The sequence below is a fragment of the Vibrio thalassae genome, from assembly GCF_900089835.1.
Classification (GTDB): Bacteria; Pseudomonadota; Gammaproteobacteria; order Enterobacterales; family Vibrionaceae; genus Vibrio; species Vibrio thalassae.
Genome location: NZ_OANU01000070.1, coordinates 1 through 895 on the forward strand (window position 1 = coordinate 1; position 895 = coordinate 895).

Here is an 895-nt window from a genome sequence, read left to right on the forward strand (position 1 = left end):
CACATTGCCGCAGCTTCGGTGTATAGCTTAGCCCCGTTACATCTTCCGCGCAGGCCGACTCGACTAGTGAGCTATTACGCTTTCTTTAAATGATGGCTGCTTCTAAGCCAACATCCTAGCTGTCTAAGCCTTCCCACATCGTTTCCCACTTAGCTATACTTTGGGACCTTAGCTGGCGGTCTGGGTTGTTTCCCTCTCCACGACGGACGTTAGCACCCGCCGTGTGTCTCCCGGATAGTACTTACTGGTATTCGGAGTTTGCAAAGGGTTGGTAAGTCGGGATGACCCCCTAGCCTTAACAGTGCTCTACCCCCAGTAGTATTCGTCCGAGGCTCTACCTAAATAGATTTCGGGGAGAACCAGCTATCTCCAGGTTTGATTGGCCTTTCACCCCTAGCCACAAGTCATCCGCTAATTTTTCAACATTAGTCGGTTCGGTCCTCCAGTTGATGTTACTCAACCTTCAACCTGCCCATGGCTAGATCACCTGGTTTCGGGTCTATATCCAGAGACTGAACGCCCAGTTAAGACTCGGTTTCCCTACGGCTCCCCTAAACGGTTAACCTTGCCACTGAATATAAGTCGCTGACCCATTATACAAAAGGTACGCAGTCACACCACGAAGGTGCTCCTACTGCTTGTACGTACACGGTTTCAGGTTCTATTTCACTCCCCTCACAGGGGTTCTTTTCGCCTTTCCCTCACGGTACTGGTTCACTATCGGTCAGTCAGTAGTATTTAGCCTTGGAGGATGGTCCCCCCATATTCAGACAGGATATCACGTGTCCCGCCCTACTCGATTTCACTGATGATGAGATGTCGACTACGGGGCTATCACCCTGTATCGCGGCACTTTCCAGAGCCTTCGTCTGTCTCATTAAAAGCTTAAGGGCTA

At 50.5% G+C, this 895-nt stretch carries 1 rRNA gene; it reads right to left on the reverse strand.

Annotation, left to right across the window (positions count from 1 at the left end):
• Positions 1-895 (reverse strand): 23S ribosomal RNA (locus VTH8203_RS16935); the annotation flags it as partial.